This is a genomic window from Vibrio sp. Vb0667 (assembly GCF_033391095.1).
The window spans coordinates 1-1,083 of the sequence record NZ_JAWPOL010000355.1 but is presented as its reverse complement, the minus strand read 5'-3'; the positions used below and the strand labels follow the sequence as shown (position 1 = coordinate 1,083).

1 protein-coding gene is annotated in these 1,083 nt (G+C 44.4%); it reads right to left on the bottom strand.

The genetic code is table 11. The annotated features are described in order from the left end of the window. On the bottom strand, positions 1-920 hold a 920-nt coding region (locus tag R8269_RS25870; protein WP_318222995.1), incomplete at its 3' end, for a PAS domain-containing protein. Positions 921-1,083 lie beyond the last annotated feature (163 nt).

The window sequence follows — 1,083 nt, the reverse complement described above, 5'->3', positions numbered from 1 at the left end:
GTGTCATCAATCAGCATATGCGCATCGTTAGTGCTTGAAGATACCGAGTTCGCTGAAGATTCCACTTCTTGCGTCGCATCTCGCACGCGTCGAATATCACTGTTTTGTTGGTTCAACGCGGCTGAAACCTCAGCAGTTGTTTGACTGAGTTCTTCAGCGCAATTTTGCAGTGGCAGCGCCGAATCGGTCATTCTTCCCAATACGGTTCGAATCCTTGCAGACAACATTTTGATATGGAAATCAGCAATCGAAAATGCGCTATTGCCTGAATAGATCAAACGGCTCACGCTGTCATACTGCTTTTGCAGCTTTTTGAGCTGTTGCGGCGTATCAATCAACTCTTGGCGGAACAATAACGCTAAGACGCTCGCTGGTAATGCACTTGCAAGCCAAGCAAGCGGACCTTCAACAGATAGTGCGTACGCTGCGGCAGGTGCAGTTAATGCACCCAGTAGAATCGCATAGCGAACCGTTTCGTTAATTTTTAACGACCAGGTTCTACCCGCTTTCTCGGCGGCTAGCATCCCCTTGTAAGCTTTTGCAGCAATATCCACCCATTCACGCTTGGGCTTAACGCGCACAGATTGATAACCGACAACTTGGTTTTTTTCATAGATAGGCGTTACGTAGGCATCTACCCAGTAATAACCGCCAGATTTGGTGCTGTTTTTAACCATACCTCGCCACGCTTTGCCTTCTTTAAGGCGTGCCCACATATCACCAAAAGCGGCTTTAGGCATGTCACTATGACGGACGATATTATGATTCTGGCCGACTAACTCCTCGTGCGTGTATTCTGCAACGCGACAAAACGCGTCATTACAATAAGTAATAACGCCTTTTAAGTTAGTGGTCGAAACGAGTTCTTCAAGTTCTCCGACGAGAGTTTCTTGAGCTTTCTGAGAAAAATTGGCTGACATAGACGATACTTCTATAATTTTTATTAGTTTTCGGCGAGATGTATACAGGATTATTGTTTTTATTACAAAATGTTAGATAAAAAGTATTATCAATACGACATTTTTAGTGTGGGAATTATCATCACTGGCAGAAATTTGCGCGTTACCAGTCAAAGTTTGAGCT